The organism is Streptomyces sp. CNQ329 (assembly GCF_000482585.1).
Genome location: NZ_AXVU01000034.1, coordinates 1 through 17062, shown reverse-complemented (window position 1 = coordinate 17062; position 17062 = coordinate 1). Strand labels below are relative to the sequence as shown.

The following is a 17062-nucleotide window of genomic DNA, read 5'->3' as shown; positions in this document are numbered from 1 at the left end:
CAGACCGGTTCCAGAGGGGCGGCGCCCGTGCGGGGGCGCCGCCCCTCGCACCCGTCAGGCGAGCCAGTCGCGGTAGCGGGTGAGGGCGATGCGGGCGTCCGCCGGGGGGAGGAGGACGTCGCCGCGGGCCGCGGCGAACATGCCGGCGGACTCGTCGGTGACGACCGAGCGGCCGTCGGGGCGGGCGTTCAGGGTGATCCGGCCGAGTTCGTCCAGGGGGTGGACGTCCGGACCGGCGATGTTGACCGTGCCGTTCAGGGGAGGGCCCGCGGCGACCTCGGCGACCAGGTCGGAGACGTCCTGGGCGGCGACGGGCTGCACCGGGGTGGACGGAAGGCGGACGGTGTCGCCCTCGGTGGTCATGGCCAGGGTCGGCTGGATGAACTCCATGAACTGGGTGGCACGGACGATGGAGTACGGGATCGGGCCGGCCTTGAGGATGTCTTCCTGGAGGGTCTTGGCCCGGTAGTAGGCCAGGTCGGGCACGAGGTCGACGCCGACGATCGACAGGATGACGGCGTGCCCCGCCCCGCCCTCCCGGCTCGCGGACAGCATGTTGTCCATCGAGGTCTGGAAGAACGCCGGGGAGGCGTCGTCGAAGGTCGGCGAGTTCGTCAGGTTGACGACGACGTCGGCGCCCGCCACCGCCTCCGTCAGCCCCTGGCCGGTGATCAGGTCCACGCCCGTGGACGGGGAGAGCGGCACGGCGTCGTGTCCGGCGGCGTCGAGCTTCTTCACGACCTGCGACCCGATCAGGCCGGTTCCGCCGATGACTGCGATCTTCATGGGTCACCTTCCGTCGGGCGTGCGACGTACCGGCCGCCGCGCTCACGGGGAGTCCGGGTTCGCGAGACGTACCCCTCCCGATCACCGTATATGCGCAGGAATCGACCCGCCCGCCGAGAGGGACGGCGTGCCGTCCGGCAGGGGGACCGGCCGCTCACCTCAGGGTGCGAACCCGCGGGCCCTGCCCCCGCACTCCTGCTGCCCGGCGTACGCGGGTTCGTTACGCTGTCGCTCGCTCGAACGGGACCGCCGGTGGCGGCCCCGATGAGGCGGCGTGGTCGGGCAGACCACCGGGGACGAGGGGGACGATGTCCGGACCTGACGACGGCCGTCCGGCCGTGCCGCGGGCCCGTGCGGGGGAGCCGGACCGGCCCACGGCCGCACCGCCGCACCGGCCGCTGGGGGCCTCCGACCCGGCGGTGGCAGGCCCGTACCGGCTGGAGGCGGTGCTCGGCACGGGCGGGATGGGCCGCGTGTACCTGGCGCGTACGCCGGCGGGCAGCGCGGTGGCGGTCAAGGTCGTCCACCGCGCGTACGCGGGGGACGCGGCGTTCCGCACCCGCTTCGCGCAGGAGGTCGCCGCCGCCCGGCGGGTGCAGGGGCTGTACACCGTGCCCGTGGTCGACGCCGACCTCCGGGCCGACGAGCCGTGGCTGGCCACCGCGTACGTGCCTGGCCCCTCTCTCCAGCACGCCGTCGCCGAGAGCGGGCCGCTGCCCGCCGGCGCGGCGCTGTCCCTGATCGCGCGTGTGGCCGAAGCGCTCCAGTCCATCCACGCCGCCGACGTCGTCCACCGCGACCTCAAGCCCTCCAACATCCTGCTGGCACCCGACGGGCCCAAGGTCATCGACTTCGGCATCGCCCGCGCCGCCGACGTCACCGCGGTGACCGCCACCGGCCTGCGCACCGGCACCCCCGCCTACATGGCGCCGGAGTACATCCGGGGCCAGACCGTCACCGAGGCCGGCGACGTCTTCGCCCTCGGCGGGGTCGCCCACTTCGCCGCCACCGGCGGGCACGCCTTCGGGGGCGGCACGGACCACGGCGTCGTCTACCGGATCCTGGAGCAGGCCCCCGGCCTCGACGGCTGCCCGGAGCCGGTACGGGCCGTCGCCGCCGCCTGCCTGGCCAAGGACCCCGAGCGGCGGCCGACGCCCGCCGAGGTCATCGGGATGTGCCGCCGGGCCGCCGCGGACGGGGGGCACCCGGAGACGGCCGTGGCGCTGCCGGCGCCGGGTGCGGTGTACCCCGCCACGGAGGCGGGCGGCGCACCGGGGCCGGCGGACGACCCGGCCACGGCGCCGGCCGGACTCGCGGCCACCGCCGAGCGAACGGTCCCCGCCGGTCCCGGCGCACCCCCGGGTCCCGGCGACCCCGCCGGGCCCGGCGCGCCCGACCTCGTCACCCGCACCGCCGCCGCCCCCGCGCCGATCCTCCCGGCGGCACCCTCCGACGGCACCCCCGCGACGCCCGCCCCGGACCCGGACGCCCGGACCGTCACCGCCGGCGTCCCGTTCGTGGCCCGCCCCCCGGACGTCGTCCGCGGAGCCCCCGCCTCCCGGGCCCTGCTGCTCGCCGGGGCCGGCGCCGTCATCCTCATCGTCGTCCTGGCCGCCGTGCTCCTGCCCTCCTCCGGCTCCGACCCGCGGCAGCAGTCCGAGGCGCCCTACAAGACGTACGAGCCCACCGGCAGCCTGGCATTCCCCGCCCGCACCGCCGGCCCCGCCGGCATCGCCTTCAGCCCCGACGGCAGGACGCTGGCCACCGGCGGCGACGACGGCGAGATCCGGTTCTGGTCCGTGGCGAGCCGCAAGCAGAGCGATACCGTCACCCAGGAGAACACCGTCAGCAACTACGTGCCCGGGGTGGCGGGTGTCGCGTTCAGCCCCGACGGCACGCTGCTCGCCACCGGCACCGACAACGGCGGGACCGGCCTGTACGACGTGGCCGGCGGGCGGTGGCTCACCTTCCTCCCCCAGGGCGGCGAGAGCGTGGCGTTCTCCCCGGACGGCACGCTGCTCGCCATCGGCAGCAGGACGGGCTCGGTGTACTTGTTCGACCCCGACGAGCGCGGCGACGACGTCGCCGCGTACTTCGACCACAGGCACGACGTCACGGCCGTCGCCTTCAGCCCGGACGGCAGGACGCTGGCCTCGGCGGGCGACGACTCCGGGAGCAACTCCGGCCGGAACGACACGACCCTGCTCTGGGACGTCGCCGGGCGCGACCCGGAACCCTACGGCCAGGGCGGCCCGGCCAAGGTCCTCGACCAGGCCCGCGAGGCGACGGCCCTGGCCTTCGGCCCCGACGGCACGACCCTCGCGGTCGGCTACCCGGACGGCAAGGTGTGGCTGTGGGACGTGGCCACGGGCCGCAGGAAGGCGACCCTGAGCGACCCGTACCTCACCGATGTCGCCGACCTGGAGTTCAGCCCCGACGGGAAGACGCTCGCCACCACCGCGGAGAGCGACGGCGGCGTGCTGCTGTGGGACGTGGCCCGCGGCCGGCCGGCCGCCCGGCTGGCGACCGGCGAGGAGGACGGCCGGGGCAGGGGCCCGGTCGAGGAGGTGACGTTCAGCGGGGACGGGAAGCTGATCGCGGGCGCCGATCGCAGGGACCGCGCCGTACGGCTGTGGCGGAACCCCCGGTGACGGGTGCGCGCGGACTCATCCGCGCAACGGGCCCGTTGCCCCGTGCGTGACGCCTCCCCGGGGGGACTGCCGGAGGTGCCGCAACGGCGGGAGACGTACGGGCGGTGCCGTCCGGGGTGAAGGCCGGCCGCGGACCCGGGCGGGGCGGGAGTGTTCAGGCCGCGCTGCGGGTGGGGGAGCCGAGAGCGGTGAGCCGCTCGTCGTAGCGGTGGAGGACGAGCCGCGCGAGCGCCGGGTGGGCGCCGAGCGGCGCCGCGACGGGCACGCCGAGCGCGCGGGCCGTCGCCGCGGTGCGGCGGGCGAAGAGGCCCGGGGCCGTGAAGCAGCAGGCCACCCCGACACGGCGGCAGCCGCGGGCGCCGAGGGCGCGGACCGCCTCCGCCACGGTCGGCGCGGCGGCCGAGGCGTACGCGGGCACCACCGGCACCCCGAGCCGGGCGGCCAGCAGCGCCGCGGTGGCCTCGGTGTCCGCCGCCGACCGGGCGGCGCGGGACCCGGCGGCGGTGAGCACCACCCCGTCGCCGTGGCGCCAGCCCGCCTCCGCCAGCCGCGCGGCGAGCGCCTCGGCGAGGAGGGGGTGCGGGCCGAGGGGCGCGGCGATGCGGGCGGAGAGCGAGGGCGCGGGCGTGGCGGGCCACCGGCCGGGCGCCGGGCGGGGGACCGGACCGGGTCCGGTGCGGGCGGAGCGAGCCGCCGCCCGCAGCGTCTGAGGGATGTCCCGCGTCACGTGATGGCCCCGGCCGAAGAGCAGCGGCACCAGCACCGCCTCGCCCCGCAGCGTGCCCAGCGTGTCCCGCAGCAGCGGCTCGTTCAGTTCCACGTGCCCCAGCCGCACCGGCAGCCCCGGCCGCAGCCGCCGTACCTCCGCCAGCAGCGCGCGTACGGTACGCACCGCCTCCGGATCCCTGCTCCCGTGCGCCACCGCCACCAGCACGGGAACCCCCGGGCGCCCGCGCCCCCTGCCCACCGCCGCCAGCCGCGTGCTCAGCTCGGCGGTGATCCTGGTCATCAGCTCTGCCGCGGTCCCCGGAGGCGGTGAAGTGGCCGTCATGCCGCGAGCCTGCCCCACCGCCGTTGCGCCCCTGTTTCGCCGCCGGGTCGTTGTGTTGACGGCTGCTCACGCCCGTACGCGCCGCCCGCTGAGGACGGCGAACCTCTCCCGTAATACCCCCGTCCACCAGCGGTGACATCCGTCCCGCACCCTCACCCCATGAACGTCGACACCCACTGCCCCTACTGTTCGCTCCAGTGCGGCATGACGCTCGGACCCGGCGGCGCCGCGGAGGACGGGGGCCTCGACGTGCTGGAGCGCACGGCGTTCGACGTCAACCGCGGCGCCCTGTGCGGCAAGGGCCGTACCGCCCCCGCCGTCCTCGCCTCCGCCGCCCGCCTGACCGAGCCCCTCGTACGCGACGAGCCCGGCGCCCCGCTCCGCCCGGCCTCCTGGCCCGACGCGCTCGACCGGGTCGCCGCCGGCCTCGGCCGCGCCCGGGACGCGCACGGGGCGGACGCCGTGGGGGTCTTCGGCGGCGGCGGGCTGACCAACGAGAAGGCGTACGCGCTCGGCAAGTTCGCCCGCATCGTCCTCGGCACCTCCCAGATCGACTACAACGGCCGCTTCTGCATGTCCTCCGCCGCCGCGGCGGGCACCCGCGCCTTCGGGCTCGACCGCGGCCTGCCCTTCCCCCTCGCCGACATCCCCCGCACCGGCTGCGTCATCCTCGTCGGCGCCAACCCCGCCGAGACCATGCCGCCCGCCCTGCGCTACTTCACCGAACTGCGGGCGAACGGCGGCACCCTCGTCGTCGTCGACCCGCGCCGCACCCGCACCGCTGAACAGGCCGACCTGCATCTCGCGCCCCGCCCCGGCACCGACCTCGCGCTCGCCCTCGGCCTGCTGCACCTCGTGATCGCCGAAGGCCGCACCGACGACGCCTACATCGCCGCCCGCACCACCGGCTGGCCCGCCGCCCGCGCCGCCGCCATGGCCCACTGGCCGGAGCTGGTCGAACGGATCACCGGCGTGCCCGTACCGCAACTGCGCGAGGCCGTCGCGCTGTTCTGCGACCCCGAGGCGGCCATGGTCCTCACCGCCCGCGGCCCCGAGCAGCAGGCCAAGGGCACCGACACCGTCGGCGCGTGGATCGACCTGTGCCTGGCCACCGGCCGCCCCGGCCGCCGCTACTCCGGCTACGGCTGCCTCACCGGCCAGGGCAACGGGCAGGGCGGCCGCGAACACGGCCAGAAGGCCGACCAGCTCCCCGGCTACCGGCTGCTCACCGACCCGGACGCCCGCGCCCACGTCGCCGCCGTCTGGGGCGTCGACCCCGGCACGCTGCCCGGCCCCGGGCGCAGCGCGTACGAACTGCTCGACGCCCTCGGCGCCCCCGGGCCCGACGGCGTACGGGCGCTGCTGCTCATGGGCTCCAACCCGGTCGTCTCCGCGCCGCGCGCCGCGCACGTCGAGGAGCGGCTGCGGTCGCTGGACTTCCTGGCGGTCGCCGACGTGGTGCTGTCGGAGACGGCGGCGCTCGCGGACGTCGTGCTGCCCGTGGCGCAGTGGGCCGAGGAGACCGGCACGCTGACGAACCTGGAGGGCCGGGTGCTGCTGCGCCGGCGCGCCGTCGACCCGCCCCCCGGCGTACGCGGCGACCTCGACGTGCTGCGCGGGCTGGCCGAGCGGCTGGCGCCGGCGCGGGCGGCGGGGTTCCCGGTGGCGGCGGAGGAGGTCTTCGCGGAGCTGCGGCGCGCGTCGGCCGGGGGGAAAGCGGACTACTCGGGGATCACCTACGCGCGGATCGAGGCGGAGGACGGCGTGTTCTGGCCGTGCCCGGAGGGCGGGGAGCCGGTGCCGCGGATGTTCCTCGACCGGTTCGCGACGCCGGACGGGCGGGCGCGGTTCGCCGGGGTGCAGCACCGGCCGGCGGCGGAGGAGACGGACGCGGAGTACCCGGTGTGGCTGACGACGGGCCGGGTGCTCGCCCAGTACCAGTCGGGCGCCCAGACGCGCCGGGTACCGGAGCTGACGGCGGCCTCCCCGGGCCCGTACGTGCAGATGCACCCGGAACTCGCCGCCCGCCTGGGCACCGCCGAGGGCGACCCGGTCGCGGTCGTCTCGCGCCGCGGGAGGGCCGTGGCACCGGCCCGGATCACCCCGGCGATCAGGGCGGACACGGTGTTCATGCCGTTCCACTGGCCGGGTGCGGGGCGGGTGAACACGGTGACGAACCCGGCGCTCGACCCGGTGTCGCGGATGCCGGAGTTCAAGGTGTGCGCGGTGCGGGTGGAGCCGGCGGGGGAGTAGCGGGGGAACCGGCCGCCGTCCGGGGCGGGCGGGGTGTCAGGTCGTCGTCTCCTGCGTCACCCAGGTCAGGTATCCGGTGCTTCCGTGGGTGACCGGGGTGGCGATGATCTCCGGTTCGTCGTAGTCGTGCGCCGCACGCAGGTGGGCCTCCAGCTCCGCGTAGCGGGCGGTCGTCGTCTTGAGCAGCACCTGCCACTCCTTCGTCTCCTCGACCGCGCCCTCCCAGCGGTAGACCGACGTGACGGGAGAGCTCACCTGCGCGCACGCCGCCAGCCGCGCCTCCACCGCCCCGCGGGCCAGCCCTTCGGCCTTCTCCCGGGCGTCCGTCGTCGTCAGTACCGTCAGGAAGTCCGTCATGCCCACTGATCGTAGGCGAGCTTGGCGACCAGTCCCACGACCGTCACGACGAGGACACCCCGGACGAAGCCGCTGCCCTTCTTCAGCGCCATGTGCGCGCCGAGCCAGCCGCCGCCCAGGTTGAAGACCGCCAGCAGCGCGGCCAGCGACCACAGCACCGTGCCCTGGGCCGAGAACATCACCAGCGCGCCGACGTTGGTGCAGACGTTGACGATCTTGGCGGTGGCGGACGCCTGCACCAGGTTCATCCGGAGCACGGCGGTCAGCGCGAGCACCAGGAACGTGCCCGTACCCGGGCCTATCAGCCCGTCGTAGAAGCCGATGCCCAGCCCCGCCAGCGCCACCGCGGCGGCCACCCGGCGGGGCGTCACCGGGCCGGTCGCGGGCGCGTCCGTGCCGAACGACGGGCGCAGCGCGACGAAGGCCAGCACCGCGAGCAGCACCCCCATGATCACCGGCCGCAGGACGTCACTGCCGACTCCCGCGGCGAAGAACGCCCCCAGCGCGGAACCGGCGAGCGCCGCCGCCCCGATGCGCACCGCCAGCCGCACGTCGACCGGGGACCTGCGCGCGTACGTCACCGCCGCGGCGGAGGTGCCGACGATGGCCACGGCCTTGTTCGTACCGAGAAGGTACGCGGGCTGCAGATGCGGGTGGCCGAGCAGCAGCGCCGGCAGCAACAGCAGCCCGCCGCCCCCGACCACGGCGTCGATCCAGCCCGCCGCCGCGGCGGCGACACACAGCATGACCAGGGTTGACAGGGGTATGTCGGGCATCGTCGGGCGAGCGTAACCCGGGGCCGGGGGCCGCCCGGACGGCAGGGTGGAACCGCGGATCGCGGCGGATGCGTTCCAGGGGAGGGGAGGGGAGTGCTTCGTGGGGATCGTGTGGGGGGACCGGGCGGTGCGGACGGCGGCGCGTGTACGGGCGCGGCTGCCGCGGGGGCGGCGGCTGCGGGCCGGGCTGCGCCCGCGGTGGCCGCGGACGCGTCGGGGACGGCGGCGGGCACTGCGGGCCGCGGTGCTGGCGTGCGCCCTCGCCCTGCTGCCCTCGGCGTGGCTGTTCGTCGCCGCCGGCGATCGCGTCGTGGCCGCCGAGCGCGCGCCCCGCGCGCCCGTGGCCCTCGTCTTCGGCGCCGGCCTGTGGGGCGAGGAGCCGTCGCCGTACCTCGCGCACCGGCTCGACACCGCCGCCGGGCTGTACCGGCTCGGCAAGGTCGACGCCATCCTCGTCAGCGGCGACAACAGCACCCGCGACTACAACGAGCCCACCGCCATGCGGCGCTACCTCGTGGACCTCGGCGTCCCCGCCGGGGCCGTCGTCCGCGACCACGCCGGCTTCGACACCTGGGACTCCTGCGCCCGCGCCCGCCGCGTCTTCGGCGTCTACCGGGCGCTGCTCGTCAGCCAGGGCTTCCACATCCGCCGGGCGCTGGCGCTGTGCCGGGCGGCGGGTATCGACGCGTACGGGGTCGGGGTGGACGAGCCCCGGCGCGGGGCCTGGTACTACGGCGGGCTGCGGGAGATCCCCGGCGCGGTGAAGGCGGCGTTCGACGCGGCGTTCACGCCGGACCCGCGCTTCCTGGGACCGCGGGAGCGGGGCGTGGACGAGGCGGTGGCCGCGGCGCGGTAGCCGGGACCCGGAGGACTCCGGCGGTCGGATACGGGGGCGGACGGGGCCGCCACCGTCGGGGCGCGGGCCTGTTCGTGCACCGCTCGGGAGGCGTGGCGCGACCGCCGGGATGCGGAGTCGGCCCGGGTGCCGGCGGGGTCGCTGACTCCGCCGGTGGGGCGACCGACCGCGCGAGGACCGCTCGCCGACGGCCCCCCGGGCGGCGAAGCCCCGGCGGCGCCCGGTCGCTCACAGCCCCGCCCCGTCGCCGCTGAGGGCAGCGTTTCGCGGCGGAAACCGGCGTGATGCGGCGGGGTAACGGCGCCGCCGGAAGGTGGGCGCATGAACCTGCCCGTGCCCGCAGCCGCCGGCCCCGCCGAGGGGCGCCGCGTCGTGATCGTCGGCGGCGGCATGGCCGGTACGCGGCTCGCCCGGCAACTCGCCTCCGCGGGGGCGCGGGTGACGCTCGTCGGGGAGGAGCCGCACGCCGCGTACAACAGGGTGCTGCTCGCCGACGTCCTCGCCGGGCGCTACGCCCCGGACGTCATCCGCCTCCCCGACCTCCCGGCACCCCCGGCCGTCCGCGCGCTGCGCGGCGTGCGCGCGGTGCGCGTGGACCGCGCCGCGCGCCGGGTGCAGTGCGACGACGGAACGGCGGTGCCCTACGACGTGCTGGTGCTCGCCACCGGCGCCGCGCCGGTGCTGCCGCCGCTGCGGGGGCTGTTCGACGGCACGGGCGGCGGACTGCCCGCGGGGGTGCACGCCTTCCGCACGATGGACGACTGCCTCGCGCTGGCCGGGGCGGCGACGAGCGGCACCGCGGCGGTCGTCGTGGGCGGCGGGCTGCTCGGGGTCTCGGCGGCGCGGGCGCTGGCGCTGCGCGGCGCGCGGGTGGTGCTGGCGCAGCAGGGAGAGCGGCTGATGGAGCGGCACCTCGACCCGGCCGCGGCGCGGCTGCTGCGGGCACACCTGGAGGAGCTGGGGGTGGAGGTGCACACGGAGTGCCGGGTACGCGGGGTGCGTACGAGCCCGGCACCGCCGGGCGGCACGGGCCGTACGCCGGCGTCCCCGGCGGACGCCGGCCCCGCCGCGCCTCCGGTCCGCGCTGCCGCCGGCCCCGCCGACGACGCTGCGCGCCCGCTCCGCCCCGCCCGGGACGTCGAGCCCGGCGCCGCCGCCCGCACCGTCACCGGTGTCGAACTCGCCGACGGCTACGTCCTCGACGCCCACATCGCCGTCCTCGCCTGCGGCGTCCGCCCCCGGGTCGGGCTCGCCCGCGCCGCCGGGCTCGACGTCGCCAAGGGCATCGTCGTCGACGACGAACTGCGCACCGGCGACCCCGCCGTCCACGCCATCGGCGACTGCGCCGAGCACGCCGGCATCCTCTACGGCCTCGCCACCCCCGCCCTCGAACAGGCCGACCTGCTCGCCCGTGTCCTCACCGGCGCCGGCGGCGACCGCGCCCACCGCTACGCCGGCACCCGGGCGCTGACCCGGCTCACCCTTCCGGCCACCGACCGGCCCCTCGACCTCGCCGCCTTCGGCGAGACCGAACCCGCGCCCGGCGACGACGTCGTGCACCTCGCCGACGCCACCCGCCGCGTCTACCGCAAGGTCGTCGTCCGCGCCGACCGCCTCGTCGGCGGCATCCTCCTCGGCGACCTCGGCGCGGTCGGCACCCTCGCCCGCGCCTGGGAGGGCGACGAACCGCTGCCCGACGGCACCCCGCTGCACCACCTGCTCACCGATCACCTCGGAGGCTCCTGACGATGGCGACCACCACGACCCACCCGCCCCGCACCCTCGTGCTCGTCGGTCACGGCATGGTCGGGCAGCGCTTCCTCGAAGCCCTCGCCGAGCACCGCGTCACCGGCAGTGCCCGCGTCGTCGTCTTCTGCGAGGAGCCCCGCCCCGCCTACGACCGCATGCACCTCACCTCCTACTTCTCCGGCACCGCCCCCGACGGGCTCTCCGTCACCCCGGCCGGCTTCATGGCCGAACACGGCATCGAACTCCACGTCGGCGACCCGGTCGTCGCCGTCGACCGCGCGGCGCGCACCGTCACCTCCGCCGCCGGCCGCACCGTCGCGTACGACGTGCTGGTGCTGGCCACCGGTTCGTACCCCTTCGTCCCGCCGGTCCCCGGCAAGGACGCCCGCGGCTGCTTCGTCTACCGCACGGTCGAGGACGTGCTCGCCATCGAGGCGTACGCGCAGGGGGCGAGCGCCGGAGTCGTCGTCGGCGGCGGACTGCTCGGGCTGGAGGCGGCGGGCGCGCTGCGCGGGCTGGGGCTGCGGACGCACATCGTGGAGTTCGCGCCCCGGCTCATGCCGGTCCAGGTCGACGAGGGCGGCGGCGCCGCGCTGCGCCGCACCATCGGCGACCTGGGACTGGAGGTGCACACGGGCGTCGCGGGAAAGGAGATCCGCACGGACGCCGCGGGTGCGGTGGCGGGGATGGAGCTGTCGGACGGCTCGGCGGTCGACGCGGACCTCGTCGTCTTCTCCGCCGGCGTACGCCCCCGGGACCGGCTCGCCCGCGAGGCGGGCCTGGAGGTCGGCGAGCGCGGCGGCATCGCCGTGGACGAGCGGTGCCGCACCTCCGATCCCGCCGTCTTCGCCATCGGCGAGTGCGCGCAGGCCACGGACGGCCGGGTGTACGGGCTGGTGGCCCCGGGGTACGAGATGGCGGAGACCGCCGCCGCCGCGATCGCGGCCGAGCCGCCCGGCGCCCGGCCCGCGGCCGGCGGCACCGCGGCCGGCGGCAAGGGGACAGGCGGTACCGCGGGCGACGGCAAGACCTTCACCGGCGCCGACACCTCCACCAAACTCAAGCTCCTCGGCGTCGGCGTCGCCTCCTTCGGCGACGCCCTCGGCACCGCCGAGGGCTGCCTCGACGTCGTCTACTCCGACTCCCGCGCCGGCCTGTACAAGAAGCTCGTCGTCGCCCCCGACGGCACCCTCCTCGGCGGGGTCCTCGTCGGCGACACCGACGACTACGGCGTGCTCCGCCCACTCACCGGCAGCGTGCCGCCCGTACCGCCGGAGCAGTTGGTGCTGCCCGCGGGCGCCGGAGCCCCCGCCGCCCTGGGGCCCGCCGCGCTCCCCGACGACGCGGTCGTCTGCAACTGCCACAACGTCACCAAGGCCACCATCCGCGGCGCCGTCGCCGACCACGACTGCACCACCGTGCGCGAGGTGGAGAAGTGCACCCGCGCCGGCTCCGGCTGCGGCTCCTGCGAGAAGGTTCTCACCGCCCTCGTCAACGACGAGCTGGAGGCCCGCGGCGTCGCCGTCGACAAGGGCCTGTGCCGCTGCTTCGCGCACACCAGGACCGAGCTGTACGAGATCGTCCGCGTCACCCGCATCAGCTCCTACGTCCGCCTCCTCGACGAACACGGCCGCGAGGAGGCCCGCAACGGCGACGGCTGCGAGGTCTGCAAGCCGGCCGTCGCCTCGATCTTCGCCTCCCTGGCGCCGGTCATCGGCGCCGACGGCTACGTCCTCGACGGCGAACAGGGCGCCTTGCAGGACACCAACGACCACTTCCTCGCCAACCTCCAGCGCAACGGCTCGTACTCCGTCGTGCCGCGCGTGCCCGGCGGCGAGATCACCCCCGACAAGCTCATCGTGCTCGGCGAGGTGGCGCGCGATTTCGGGCTCTACACGAAGATCACCGGCGGCCAGCGCATCGACCTCTTCGGCGCCCGCGTCGACCAGCTCCCGGCCATCTGGGCCCGCCTGGTCGACGCCGGGTTCGAGTCCGGGCACGCCTACGGCAAGGCGCTGCGTACCGTGAAGTCCTGCGTGGGGTCGACCTGGTGCCGCTACGGCGTGCAGGACAGCGTCCGCATGGCCATCGACCTGGAGCTGCGCTACCGCGGGCTGCGCTCGCCGCACAAGCTGAAGGCCGCCGTCTCCGGCTGCTCGCGGGAGTGCGCCGAGGCGCAGGGCAAGGACTTCGGCGTCATCGCCACCGCCAACGGCTGGAACCTGTACGTCTGCGGCAACGGCGGCGCCACCCCCCGCCACGCCGACCTCCTCGCCCAGGACCTCACCGACGACGAGCTGATCCGGCTCATCGACCGGTTCCTGATGTTCTACATCCGCACCGCCGACCGGCTGGAGCGCACCTCGGTGTGGCTGGAGCGGCTGGAGGGCGGCCTCGCCCACCTGCGGGACGTCGTCGTCGACGACTCGCTGGGGATCGGGGCCGAGCTGGAGGAGCTGATGGCCGCGCACGTCGCCCACTACCGCGACGAGTGGGCCGCGACCCTGGCGGACCCCGAGCGGCTGGCGCGCTTCGTCTCGTTCGTCAACGCGCCGGGCGTGCCGGACCCCACCGTGCGCTTCGTCCCCGAGCGCGACCAGGTCAAGCCCGACCTCACCCTGCTGTCCGGCCCCGCCATCCCGGTGCGCGGGGCACTGGAAGGAGCATCCGCATGACGACGACGGCCTACGCGCCGGCCCCGGCCGTGCAGCGCGTCGAGATCCGCACCGCGGCCGGCTGGCACTCGGTGTGCGAACTCGGCCTGCTCACCCACGGCCGCGGCGTGGCGGCGCTGCTGCCCGACGGCACCCAGGCCGCGGTCTTCCTCGGCCGCACCGGCGACACCTACGCGATCGGCAACCGCGACCCGTTCACCGGCGCGTACGTGCTGTCGCGGGGGCTGCTGGGGTCCGCGGGCGGGCGGCCGTTCGTGGCCTCGCCGCTGCTGAAGCAGCGCTTCGACCTCGTGACCGGGCGGTGCCTGGACGACGAGGAGGTGGCGGTCGCGGCGTACGCGACGCGGATCGCGGCGGTGCCGGCGTAGCGGAGGGCGTGGCGCGGGGGTGACACAGGGCGCCGCGCAGGGTACGAACCGGAGGCCCGGCGCGCGGCGAACCGGAGGCGGGGCCCGGCCCGTACGGGAGGCGTGGCCGGGCCCGACCGGAGGCCGCACGGGGCACGAAGCGGGGGACCGGTCCCGGCCGGTACGGGCGTCCGGCCCGTACCGGCCCGGACCGCCGCAACCCGCCCGTACTACCGTTCGCCCCATGGGGTACACCGACGCCGACCTGGAACGCTGGGCCCCCGAGCCCGACAAGCGCCCCGGCCGCACCGCCTTCCAGCGCGACCGTGCCCGGGTGCTGCACTCCGCCGCGTTGCGCCGGCTGGCGGGCAAGACCCAGGTGGTCACGCCCGGCGTCGGCGACGAGCGGGCGGTGACGTTCGCGGACGCCACGCCCCGCACCCGCCTCACCCACTCGCTGGAGTGCGCCCAGGTCGGCCGCGAGCTGGGCGCCGCCCTCGGCTGCGACCCCGACCTCGTCGAGACCGCGTGCCTCGCGCACGACCTCGGGCATCCGCCGTTCGGGCACAACGGCGAGCAGGTGCTCGACGAGCTGGCCGGGCCCTGCGGCGGCTTCGAGGGCAACGCCCAGTCGCTGCGGCTGCTCACCCGGCTGGAGCCCAAGCGGTTCACCGACGGCGGCCGGCCCGTCGGGCTGAACCTCACCCGGGCGGCCCTGGACGCCGCCACCAAATACCCCTGGCCGCGCGGCGGCCACCCGGCGGGGCCGGACGCGGTGAAGTTCGGCGTCTACCCCGACGACCTGCCGGTCTTCGACTGGCTGCGCGCCGGTGCGCCCATCGGGCCCGAGGGCCGCACCTGCTTCGAGGCGCAGGTCATGGACTGGTCCGACGACGTGGCGTATTCCGTGCACGACGTCGAGGACGGCCTGCACGCCGGCCACTTCGGCCCCGCGGTGCTCCTCTCCGGACCGGAGCGCGCCGACGTCCTCACCGTCGCCGCCGCACGGTACGCCCCGGGCACGGACGCGGCCGAACTCGCCGAGGCGCTCGACCGGCTTCTCGCCCAGGAATGGTGGCCGCACGGCTACGACGGCACCGCCGCCGCGCAGGCCCGCCTCAAGGACGCCACCAGCCAGCTCATCGGCCGCTTCTGCCTCGCCGCCGAGGGCGCCACGCGCGCCGCGTACGGCACGGGCCCGCTGTCCCGCTACGCCGCCGAGCTGATCGTGCCGCGGGCCGAGCACCTGGAAGTCGCGGTGCTCAAGGCCGTCGCCGACCGGTTCGTGATGCAGCGGCCGGACCAGGAGCGGCTGCGGGCGGACCAGCGCGTCGTGCTGGGGGAGCTGGCCCAGGCGCTGACGGCGGGGGCGCCGGCGGGCCTGGACCCGCAGTTCCGGGCGCTGTACGAGGAGGCGGCGGACGAGGCCGGGCGGCTGCGGGCGGTGGTGGACCAGATCGCGGCGCTGACGGACGCGGCGGCGCGGGGGCTGCACGCGCGGCTGACGGGGTAGGGCGGGGAGCCGTACACCGGCGTACCAGGCCGGACGGCCCGGTACGCCGCCGCGCCGCGCCACCGTACGCGGCAGCAGTCCGCCCGGCCGTGTCACGACCGCCGCCGGAGTGAACGGCGATATCCGGCCACCGGCGCGTCGTCGGGCGCGCGGGCGGGCGGCGGGCCCCGAGCGCCCCCGGCCGGGTACCGGGGTGCGACCCCGCCCTCGTACCCGCCCATCACAGCCCCCACCAGCCCGTTTCCCCACCACCCGCCCCGGTGCCGCCGCCGTGCCCGCCCCGCCTGATTGTCCGCCCGCCCCGCCCGCCACCCGCCCGGCCACCCAGCCCTGGCGCGCCTGCGTCTTCCGCGCCCACGTCCCGGTGCGGGAGGCTCACGGTGCGGCAACGCGGCCGGGGACACGGCAAAATGGATGGTCGGGGCCAGGGAGCTAGGAGGCGTGAAGTGGTCGACGCACATCAGACGTTCGTCATCGTCGGAGGAGGACTGGCCGGTGCGAAAGCAGCAGAGACGCTGCGATCGGAAGGATTCACCGGCCGGGTCATCCTCATCGGTGACGAGCGCGACCACCCGTACGAGCGACCGCCGCTCTCCAAGGGCTACCTCCTCGGCAAGGAAGAACGCGACAGCGTCTTCGCACAGCCGTCCGGCTGGTACGCGGAGGCGGAGATCGAACTGCACCTCGGGCAGACCGTCACCGCGCTGGACCGCGCCGCCAGGACCGTGACCCTCGGCGACGGCACCCGGGTGCACTACGACAAGCTCCTCCTGGCCACCGGAGCGGAGCCGCGCCGCCTCGACATCCCCGGCACCGACCTCGCCGGCGTCCACCACCTGCGCCGCCTCGCCCACGCCGAGCTGCTGCGCGGCGTCCTCGCCGCCCTCGGCCGCGACAACGGCCAGCTCGTCATCGCCGGTGCCGGCTGGATCGGCCTGGAGGTGGCCGCGGCGGCGCGCTCGTACGGGGCGGAGGTCACGATCGTCGAGCCGGAGCCCACGCCGCTGCACGGTGTCCTCGGCCCGGAGATCGGCCAGGTCTTCGCCGACCTGCACGGCGAGCACGGTGTGAAGTTCCACTTCGGCGCCCGGCTGACGGCCATCACGGGCAGGGACGGCATGGTGCTGGCCGCGCTCACCGACGACGGCGAGGAGCACCCGGCGCACGACGTGCTCGCCGCCATCGGTGCCGCCCCGCGCACCGCGCTCGCCGAGGCCGCCGGGCTCGACGTGGCGCCGCGCGCGGAGGGCGGCGGCATCGCCACCGATGCCTCGCTGCGCACCTCGGACCCCCACGTCTACGCCACCGGCGACGTCGCTTCCTTCGTGCACCCGGCCGCCGGCGGCGGCCGGCTGCGGGTGGAGCACTGGGCGAACGCGCTCAACGGCGGCCCGGCCGCGGCCCGCGCCATGCTCGGGCAGGACGTGACGTACGACCGGGTGCCCTACTTCTTCTCCGACCAGTACGACATGGGCCTGGAGTACTCGGGGTACGCGCCGCCCGGCTCGTACGACCAGGTGGTGTGCCGCGGGGACGTCGGGCGGCGGGAGTTCATCGCCTTCTGGCTGAAGGAGGGCCGGGTGCTCGCGGGGATGAACATGAACGTGTGGGACGTCACCGAGGGCATCCAGAACCTCGTCCGCTCCGGCGCGCGGGTCGACGCGGAGCGGCTGGGCGACCCGGCCGTGCCGCTGGCGGACCTTATCCCGTAGCGCGTCCTGCGACAGCGGCGGGCCCGCGACCACCGAACCGGCGGTCGCGGGCCCGCGGCGCGTACGCGGGGGGTGCCTCTATGTCCTTCGTCAAGCCTGAACTGGTCATGCGATGGCTGCTGCGGGGGTGCGTGGTTCATAGAAGGTGCCGTCGCGGAGCATGGCGAAGAGCACGCTGATGCGGTGGCGGGCGAGGCGGAGGAGGGCTTGGGTGTGGGTCTTTCCCCGGGCCCGGCATTTGTCGTAGTAGGTGCGGGAGGCGGGGTCGTGCAGGGCGGCGAAGGCCGAGAGGAACATGGCCCGTTTGAGCTGCCGGTTTCCGCCTCGTGGTGCGTG

At 76.3% G+C, this 17062-nt stretch carries 12 protein-coding genes and 1 pseudogene; 8 read left to right on the top strand and 5 right to left on the bottom strand.

Annotated features, from left to right (window positions below; genetic code table 11):
- Positions 1-54: 54 nt before the first annotated feature.
- On the bottom strand, positions 55-786 hold the full coding sequence (locus I003_RS0121735; protein ID WP_027773439.1) for an SDR family oxidoreductase: 732 nt from the start codon (positions 784-786) through the stop codon (positions 55-57).
- A gap of 308 nt (positions 787-1094) precedes the next feature.
- On the opposite strand from I003_RS0121735, the gene I003_RS0121730 reads away from it, so the two are divergent.
- The gene (locus I003_RS0121730; RefSeq protein ID WP_027773438.1) at positions 1095-3437 is read left to right on the top strand and encodes a protein kinase domain-containing protein; all 2343 of its coding nucleotides are present in this window, start codon (positions 1095-1097) and stop codon (positions 3435-3437) included.
- 154 nt (positions 3438-3591) lie between these two features.
- Here the strand turns inward: I003_RS0121730 and I003_RS0121725 are convergent, their stop codons facing one another.
- A complete protein-coding gene (locus tag I003_RS0121725) occupies positions 3592-4488 on the bottom strand; it encodes a CbiX/SirB N-terminal domain-containing protein (protein WP_027773437.1) in 897 nt (298 codons plus the stop codon).
- Positions 4489-4647: 159 nt separating this feature from the next.
- Here I003_RS0121725 and I003_RS0121720 point away from each other — a divergent pair, with 159 nt between their 5' ends.
- Complete coding sequence (locus tag I003_RS0121720; protein WP_027773436.1) at positions 4648-6741, top strand: molybdopterin oxidoreductase family protein; 2094 nt, start codon at positions 4648-4650, stop codon at positions 6739-6741.
- Positions 6742-6777: 36 nt separating this feature from the next.
- On the opposite strand, the gene cutA is transcribed toward I003_RS0121720, so the two are convergent.
- Positions 6778-7098: a divalent-cation tolerance protein CutA gene (cutA, locus tag I003_RS0121715; protein WP_027773435.1), complete on the bottom strand. Its 321-nt coding sequence runs from the start codon at positions 7096-7098 to the stop codon at positions 6778-6780.
- A complete protein-coding gene (locus I003_RS0121710) occupies positions 7095-7874 on the bottom strand; it encodes a sulfite exporter TauE/SafE family protein (protein WP_027773434.1) in 780 nt (259 codons plus the stop codon). Before I003_RS0121710 ends, cutA begins: the two co-directional genes overlap by 4 nt.
- 109 nt (positions 7875-7983) lie before the next feature.
- Between I003_RS0121710 and I003_RS0121705 the strand changes: the two genes are divergently transcribed.
- The 6 genes from I003_RS0121705 to I003_RS0121680 all read left to right on the top strand — a co-directional run bounded on the left by I003_RS0121705 (position 7984) and on the right by I003_RS0121680 (position 16726).
- Complete coding sequence (locus tag I003_RS0121705; protein ID WP_486584332.1) at positions 7984-8730, top strand: SanA/YdcF family protein; 747 nt, start codon at positions 7984-7986, stop codon at positions 8728-8730.
- Positions 8731-9051: 321 nt separating this feature from the next.
- Positions 9052-10476 carry an FAD-dependent oxidoreductase gene (locus I003_RS0121700; protein WP_027773432.1) on the top strand — a complete coding sequence of 475 codons (1425 nt, stop codon included), beginning with the start codon at positions 9052-9054 and terminating at the stop codon, positions 10474-10476.
- Positions 10477-10478: 2 nt separating this feature from the next.
- Positions 10479-13154: a nitrite reductase large subunit NirB gene (gene nirB / locus I003_RS0121695; protein WP_027773431.1), complete on the top strand. Its 2676-nt coding sequence runs from the start codon at positions 10479-10481 to the stop codon at positions 13152-13154.
- Positions 13151-13522 (top strand): nitrite reductase small subunit NirD, encoded by a 372-nt coding sequence (nirD, locus tag I003_RS0121690; protein WP_027773430.1) that lies wholly within the window; start codon positions 13151-13153, stop codon positions 13520-13522. The genes nirB and nirD overlap by 4 nt, the downstream gene beginning before the upstream one ends.
- Positions 13523-13745: 223 nt before the next feature.
- Positions 13746-15014, top strand: a complete 1269-nt coding sequence (locus I003_RS0121685) for a deoxyguanosinetriphosphate triphosphohydrolase (protein WP_027773429.1) — start codon at positions 13746-13748, stop codon at positions 15012-15014.
- 446 nt (positions 15015-15460) lie between these two features.
- Positions 15461-16726, top strand: coding sequence for an FAD-dependent oxidoreductase (locus I003_RS0121680; protein ID WP_027773428.1), 1266 nt, complete (start codon positions 15461-15463; stop codon positions 16724-16726).
- Between the two features lie 105 nt (positions 16727-16831).
- Here the strand turns inward: I003_RS0121680 and I003_RS0121675 are convergent.
- Positions 16832-17062 (bottom strand): annotated as a pseudogene (locus I003_RS0121675) (IS110 family transposase); the annotation flags it as partial.